The sequence below is a fragment of the Palleronia abyssalis genome, from assembly GCF_900302445.1.
Classification (GTDB): Bacteria; Pseudomonadota; Alphaproteobacteria; order Rhodobacterales; family Rhodobacteraceae; genus Palleronia; species Palleronia abyssalis.
Map to the genome: position 1 here is coordinate 1 of NZ_ONZF01000025.1, position 6,436 is coordinate 6,436.

Annotated in this window: 2 protein-coding genes and 3 pseudogenes; 3 read left to right on the forward strand and 2 right to left on the reverse strand. The window is 61.4% G+C overall.

Annotated features, from left to right (window positions below):
• Nucleotides 1-125 precede the first annotated feature (125 nt).
• Nucleotides 126-329 (reverse strand): annotated as a pseudogene (locus PAA8504_RS21455) (transposase); the annotation flags it as partial.
• Between the two features lie 93 nt (nt 330-422).
• On the reverse strand, nt 423-716 hold the full coding sequence (locus PAA8504_RS21460) for a hypothetical protein (RefSeq protein WP_146190562.1): 294 nt from the start codon (nt 714-716) through the stop codon (nt 423-425).
• A 691-nt stretch (nt 717-1,407) separates the two neighbouring features.
• Between PAA8504_RS21460 and PAA8504_RS21465 the strand changes: the two are divergent.
• The 3 genes and pseudogenes from PAA8504_RS21465 to PAA8504_RS21475 all read left to right on the forward strand — a co-directional run.
• Nucleotides 1,408-2,276: pseudogene (locus tag PAA8504_RS21465) on the forward strand (IS5 family transposase).
• A 277-nt stretch (nt 2,277-2,553) separates the two neighbouring features.
• Nucleotides 2,554-5,127, forward strand: a complete 2,574-nt coding sequence (locus tag PAA8504_RS21470) for a WD40 repeat domain-containing protein (RefSeq protein WP_108896167.1) — start codon at nt 2,554-2,556, stop codon at nt 5,125-5,127.
• Nucleotides 5,128-5,536: 409 nt separating this feature from the next.
• Nucleotides 5,537-6,321, forward strand: a pseudogene (locus PAA8504_RS21475) (IS3 family transposase); the annotation flags it as partial.
• Nucleotides 6,322-6,436: the final 115 nt, after the last annotated feature.

Here is a 6,436-nt window from a genome sequence, read left to right on the forward strand (position 1 = left end):
CCAGCACCCGAGGTGGTGCAGTGGCCGGCTCCGCAATCCGGAGCCGCTTCGCCGGCCACTCCGGCCGTAGCGCCGAGTCCCGTCATGCACTAAGACTGAAACCGGACCTCCCGATTGGGGCAGGCCAACCACAGAAGCACCTTGGCCGAGAGGCAAAGCTGGATGGCGGCATCTGAGACGACGAAAGGTCGGCCAAGGCGACCTTCATGCGGCGCCAGCCAGTTTATCTTTTGGTCCACCCAGATCAGCATTGAGCCGCGCTCGCGCAGCGATGCGTTATAGCTGGACCAGTTCGTCGTGCGGTAGCAGGCGGGTGGAGGCTTGCTCATGCGACCCGTCTAACCGCATGGATTCGGCTGTGAATCCTCTACGGTGAGAGTTCTGCAACACTGCACACCCGCTCGAGGCACTGGTTTCCGGTGTCACATGGCAGCCAGCAGCGAAGTCAAAACGCGCGACCAAATCTCTCCCAGATCATCACCGGAATCGACTATCTCTTGAAGGAGCCCGGGAGTAGCCAAGACGCCAATGAAAGCGACCCATTGCCAGATATGAAAGGCAATGAACGCCGAAAGGCCTGAGATTGCATAAGCCTGCCACGCTGCTGACAGATCCAATTCGGCATTGACCAAGATGAGCACGCTGGAAAAGACGATCACCGACGACCATGATTTTCGTAACCGGCCGCCAGATGGCACCGGCGAAAAGTCCAGCAATCACTGCTATAACGACATGGAACCAGATCTCGTCGCTTGGTGCGCTTGTCCCCCTTGATGTCACCGCGAACGTAAAAAACCCAACGACAAACACGACAATCCAATCGATTGCCTTCCATTCCGATTTCGACGAAATCTTCGAAGTACTTCCAGCAGACGCCCCGGCTGGCGACGGACTTGATCCGGAACCGTGGGAACTACCGCCTCCGCCTGGTTCTCGCCCGGTTCCCGCGCAACGCGGACAACTCACGATCTCTCGCGTCGACATGCGCCCTGACGCGCCGCAGGAACCGCACCTCGCCTCGGTATTGCTTCCGATATATCCTGTGCCGTTGCAGCCGTAACACGAAGGATAACTCCCCTCGATCGTTCCACCCCATGGCACCGCAAGCAAGCCGCCATCCTTCCTCCGTGGCAAACCGTTACCTTTCACAAAGTACTCATAGCAAGGATCTTGGATCTCCCGAATCTCTTTGCGTTGGGCTACGTGCAAGAGGCACGGACTCACGCCCTCCGACGTCTCGAACAAGTCTGGCAAACGGGTCGTCGCCGGGGCATTCTACGTGGGGTTGTTGCAGAACTCTTACTTTTAACGGTTCACATCGCGAATCCATGCGGTTAGACGAGGTGCAGGAGCAAGCCACCGCCCGCCCGCTACCGAACGACGAACTGGTCCAGCTATAACGCATCGCTGCGCAAGCGCGGCTCGATGCTGATCTGGGTTGATCAGGAGATGGCTTGGCTGGCGCCGCATGAAGGCCGTCCTGGCCGCCCTTCCGTCTTCTCCGATGCTGCCATCCAGTTCTGTCTTTCGGTGAAGGTTCTGTTCAAGCTGCCATTGCGGCAGACCGCGGGGATGGTGGCCAGCCTACTGCGGCTGGCGGGGCTGGACTGGTCCGTTCCTGACTTCAGCACCCTGTGCCGCAGACAGAAGACGTTGGCCGTCCAGATCCCGTATCGCCGTATCGATGGCCCGCTCAATCTGCTTCTTGATAGCACTGGCATTATGTTTCTGGGCGACGGTGGCAGACCCGTAAGCACGGCGTTCAGGGCCGCCGCCAGTGGCGCAAGGTGCATCTCGCCATGGATACGGCGACCTCGGACATCCGTGCGGTTGAGTTCACCCCCAGCAGCGATGGTGACAGTCCAATCCTACCCGAACTGCTCGGCCAGATCCCCGACAACGAGCAGATCGGAACGGTGACAGCTGATGGTGCCTACGACACGCGCCGCTGCCACGCGGCCATCACCGCACGGAAGGCTACCCCAATCATCCCAATCCGGAAGAACGGACGCGCCTGGAAGGAAGACTGCTCGGCCGCGAAGGCTCGCAACGAAACGCTACGCGCCACGAAGCACTACGGCCGGGCGTTCTGGAAGCACTGGACCAGAAACCACGCCCTGAGCCGCGTGGAGGCGAAGATGCGCTGCCTCAAGGCATTCGGCGAGCGCATCGCCGCAAGAGACCCCGATCGCCAGACCGCCGAGATACACTTCCGCGTCGCCATCATGAACCGCTTCAACGCCCTCGGCACCGCCGAGATCGTTCGCGCGGCATAACGTCAGCGGGGTAAGGGGAAGTCATGCATCAGGCGTGAGTTTTGCAACAACGCCTATCCAAGTTCTCAGAAACGAATCCGAGTTTGCGACCACAATAATTCAAAGTTCCCCGAAAGCTAATTCTGTGTTACCGTTTCGTCGGATCGTGGTGGACGGGCATATGGACTGATCGCCGCGAGTGATCTGTATTTCAGGGTCTGATTATATCCAACAAGCGGTCTTTCATTCCGCCGCTCCTTTCGATCATGAACCAATCTCTTTATTGAGGGATAATCCTATGAAAAGTCTGCTCTTGTTTCTCGCCATCGCGTCTTGGTCCGGCGCGGCATATTCGCAAGTGCCGGTGGCTCAGGCGGAGGAGGCTGCACGCCGCGCCCTTCAGCTTCTCGAGATCGGCGAGAAGAGCGCTGCCATCGAAGAGATTCTGGAGGTGCTTCCTGCTGACCCAGATGACGCCACTCTCGGAAGATATCCCGATGCGATGGAGGCGCTCTGGCGCTCCGTATCCTCCCGGGTCGTTCGACTGGATTTCGACGGGCACGTCACGGCCTCGGTAAGCCCGAATGGAGAGCGCATGATCACCGCCAGCATCGAGCGCGGACGCGCCAGCCTCCCGATCTCGTTGCATGACGCCCGGACCGGGGAGGTGATCTCCGTGATTGCATCGGGAGACGAAGTCACCCGGGGCGGAGGCATCCCATCGGATACCAGCGTTCGGTTCTCCCCGGACGGAACGCGCATCGCCGTTGCGCTGGTCGATCTCGATCTCCTGATCGTCGCGGACGGCGTGACCGGCGAACGTCTGGTTGACATCGACTTCTCGGATCACGCACTGTCTCTCGGATTTTCCGGTGACAGCCGGTTGATTGCGGCAACCGGGCCGCTCGGCCTGACGATGTGGGCCGCCGAAACCGGCGAGACCGTGTTCCACCGCCCTTACGCGCTCCCCTCCCGCACGGGACCGTTCACGCTGCGCCGCGGTTTCGGCTGGTTGTCCGATACCACTCTGCTGGAGACGGTTGTTCAGGCGCAAGGGCCTCAGGAAATCTATAGCCAGCGGGTTGAGGAGCTGCTGGAGATCGGGCCGGGAACGGAGCGCGTGATCGCCACGGATATCGATCTCGATTTGACGTCGTTTGCCAGGAAGGCCGGCCGGGACGAGTTCGTGATGACCAGTGCCAAAGGGGCCATCGTGGTGGACAGGGACGAAGGGGTGACCACGCGCATGCCCGGATCCCAGGCGCCGGTCGTCCTGTCCCGCGGCGGGGAGGCGCTGGTCTGGCCGCTGAACTTCGACGATGGCGGGATCGCGGAGCAGCGCGTGCTGGTTCGAGATCTCGCCGGAAACGAGCTCGACCCAGAGCCCCGGGACTACGGCTTTCTCAGCGGAATTGTCGTGGCCGAGAGCGGCGGTCTTCTCGGCCGGACGACGTCGGTGGACCGGGTTTCCGTGTCGTATCGGGGCGGCGATCTGCCCCTCGGGCTCGAACTTTACAGGCTTGCGGCTGCTGCAATCGGGTTCGAGGGACGCGGGACAGGCCCACGCTCCGCATCCGAAGGAACTCTCCCCGCGGAGGAGCTCTCCCGCCAGTTCGCCCGGGACGCGGTCGACCATCTCGCGCGGGGCGAACGCCGCGAGGCGATGATTGCGGCGCTTCGCGGTCTTCCCGCAAATCCGACCGAGGACGACATGCGATTGTTCGGCGATGCGCATGATGCTCTCTACCGGGCCTCGGCCGCGCGCCCGGTCGTCGTCGAGCGCCAGGATGAGGCGGTCTACGTGGTCGGCCAGGCCGGACGACGCGGGGTCCTGCTCCAGCCCAGGGAAAACTGGAGCATGGCGGATGCCTTCCTGGTTGATGCGGAAGCCGGAAGGATTCTGACCAGACTGTCGCATCCCGATATGCCGGACACCTGGTTCGGCCCTGCCTCGCCGATCTTCTATTCCCCCGATGGCAGCACTTTTATTCTCGCGCCGGAGAGCAATGACCGGATCTCGGTGTTTCGGGCTGAAGATGGCGCGTTGGTCCGCGACATCATGATCCCGGGCGCCAAGGCATATCAGCGGCGCAGAGTCAGTCTCTTCATCGGCGGCTTTTCTCGTGACGGGAGCCAAATTGCGGTGAGCGACAGCGGCGACGTGCTGGTCTTTTCGACCGAGAATGGTCAGCCACTTTACCAGATTTCGTTGCCCGACGGGATAAGAAACGGAATGGCTCTCGGCTGGGGTCAATCCGGACGACTGTATGTCGACGGCCTGAGAGACCCTGCAATGCAGATGCCCGGCCCACCCGGTAGACCGGGCATTCCGCCGCGCCCAACGGCAGCACCGGGGGGTGACGATGGCGGCCTCAAGCAGGTGGTCGCTGCGTATATCGATGGTCGAATGGTCTCCGAAATAGAGGTGCCCCAGGATCTCTCCCGCGACGGTCGAGCGGAAATCCGTTTGTCCCCGGCAACCGCGAACATGCTTGTCAGGGCCGGGAACCTTGGCGTGCTGTCCCCGGATGGGGACCACCTGTTTACGATACCCGGAGGGCGCATCGGGCTCTGGGTGCGCGAGGGCACTGCGGTGGCAAGTATTGCCAGCAGCGGATCCGGAGAAACAGGTATCGAGGTCTATGACCTCTCCGGGACAGAGATCCCCGTCGAGCCTGCGGACCACGTTCAATTCGATTCCGGCGCGTTCGACCAGACCGGCTCCAGCCTGAATTACATGGAGACGCACAGGATCCAGTACTGGACCGGTGGCGAGACACCGACCGGCCTGGCTCTTTATGAGGAGACATGGAGCAGCTTCGAGCCGGCGGAGCGCGACGAGGTCGAGGCGGCCAGGATCGCCCGGCCATGATTAAGTCCACCGGTGACGATCGCAGAACACGGGTCCTTTCCGGGACAGGCCGGTCAGACGGCCCAGGAGCGGAGCCTAAATGCGGGTTCGTACAAGACGCTCTGCAATCGCTGGATCAGGTGAAGCAGCATGGAACCGTTCGCGCGGATCATGGAATGGCTCGCCACTGAGCAGGCCGATTGCCGAGCATCTTGGTGGATGCGACTTACCTCAAGGCGCGGCGCACAGCCCCAAGGTTGCAGGATCAAACGTTTGGAACGCCCCAGGTGCAAGCTCTGATTGGGTAATGGTTTTCGCAGTCTGCCCAAGCTTACCTTGCATTCCGGCTCTCGGTAGCGGTCACGATGAAGTTCTGAATAGCCCCGTGTATCGTGGACGCCTTCTTAGCTGAATCTGAAGCAAGGAGGCCATGATGGGCAGCAACACTTACAGTGACGATTTCAAGCGGGACGCGGTCGCGCAGATTACCGAACGGGGCTACCCGGTCAGAGAGGTTTCCGATCGCCTCGGGGTCAGCGCGTATTCTCTCTACGCTTGGAAGAAGAAGTTCTCGAAGTCCGCCTCGGGCGACGCCGCGAGCGATGCAGAGATCCGGCGTCTGAAGCGGGAGCTGGCACGAGTGACGGAGGAGCGCGATATCTTAAAAAGGTCACCGCGTATTTCGCCAGGGATGCAAAGTGAGATACGCGTTCGTGGCCGAGCATCGCGGGCAATTCTCCGTCCGGGCGATGTGCCGGTGTCTGCGCATTCAGCCGAGCGGCTGCTATGCGTGGGTGAAGGCGCCGCTCAGCAAGCGCGCCCGGGAAGACGTCCGCCAGACCGAGCTGTTGAAGGTGGCCTGGGTCGAAAGCGGCAAGGTCTATGGGCACCGCAAACTGCACGACGATCTTCTCGAGCAGGGCGAAGATGTCTGTCTGAACCGCGTGGCCCGTCTGACCAAGCTGGCCGGGATTACTGCGCAGATCGGCTATAAGCGCCGCCCCGGCAAGTATGGCGGCAAGCCATCGGTCGTGGTCGACAACACCTTGGATCGGCAGTTCGATGTGGAAGCCCCGGACACGGTCTGGGTGACCGATATCACCTACATCCGGACACAGGACGGCTTCGCTTACCTGGCGGTGGTCATCGATCTGTTCTCACGTGGTCGGATGGTCTATGCAGTCACGCCAGACGACCGGCGTCGAGATATGCGCGAAAGTTGGTGACGCTTGATCAGGCGGCGGTATGAAGGTGGCGGACGCCGTCGCGGAACTCAACCCCGCTGATGACCTCCGGCAGGCGGTTCCGGCCGTCGAGTTTCCTCCATTTC

Bases quoted from the DNA above. Each gene is read 5' to 3' on its own strand.
- PAA8504_RS21470 (WP_108896167.1), top strand. From the start codon at position 2,554: ATGAAAAGTCTGCTCTTGTTTCTCGCCATCGCGTCTTGGTCCGGCGCG.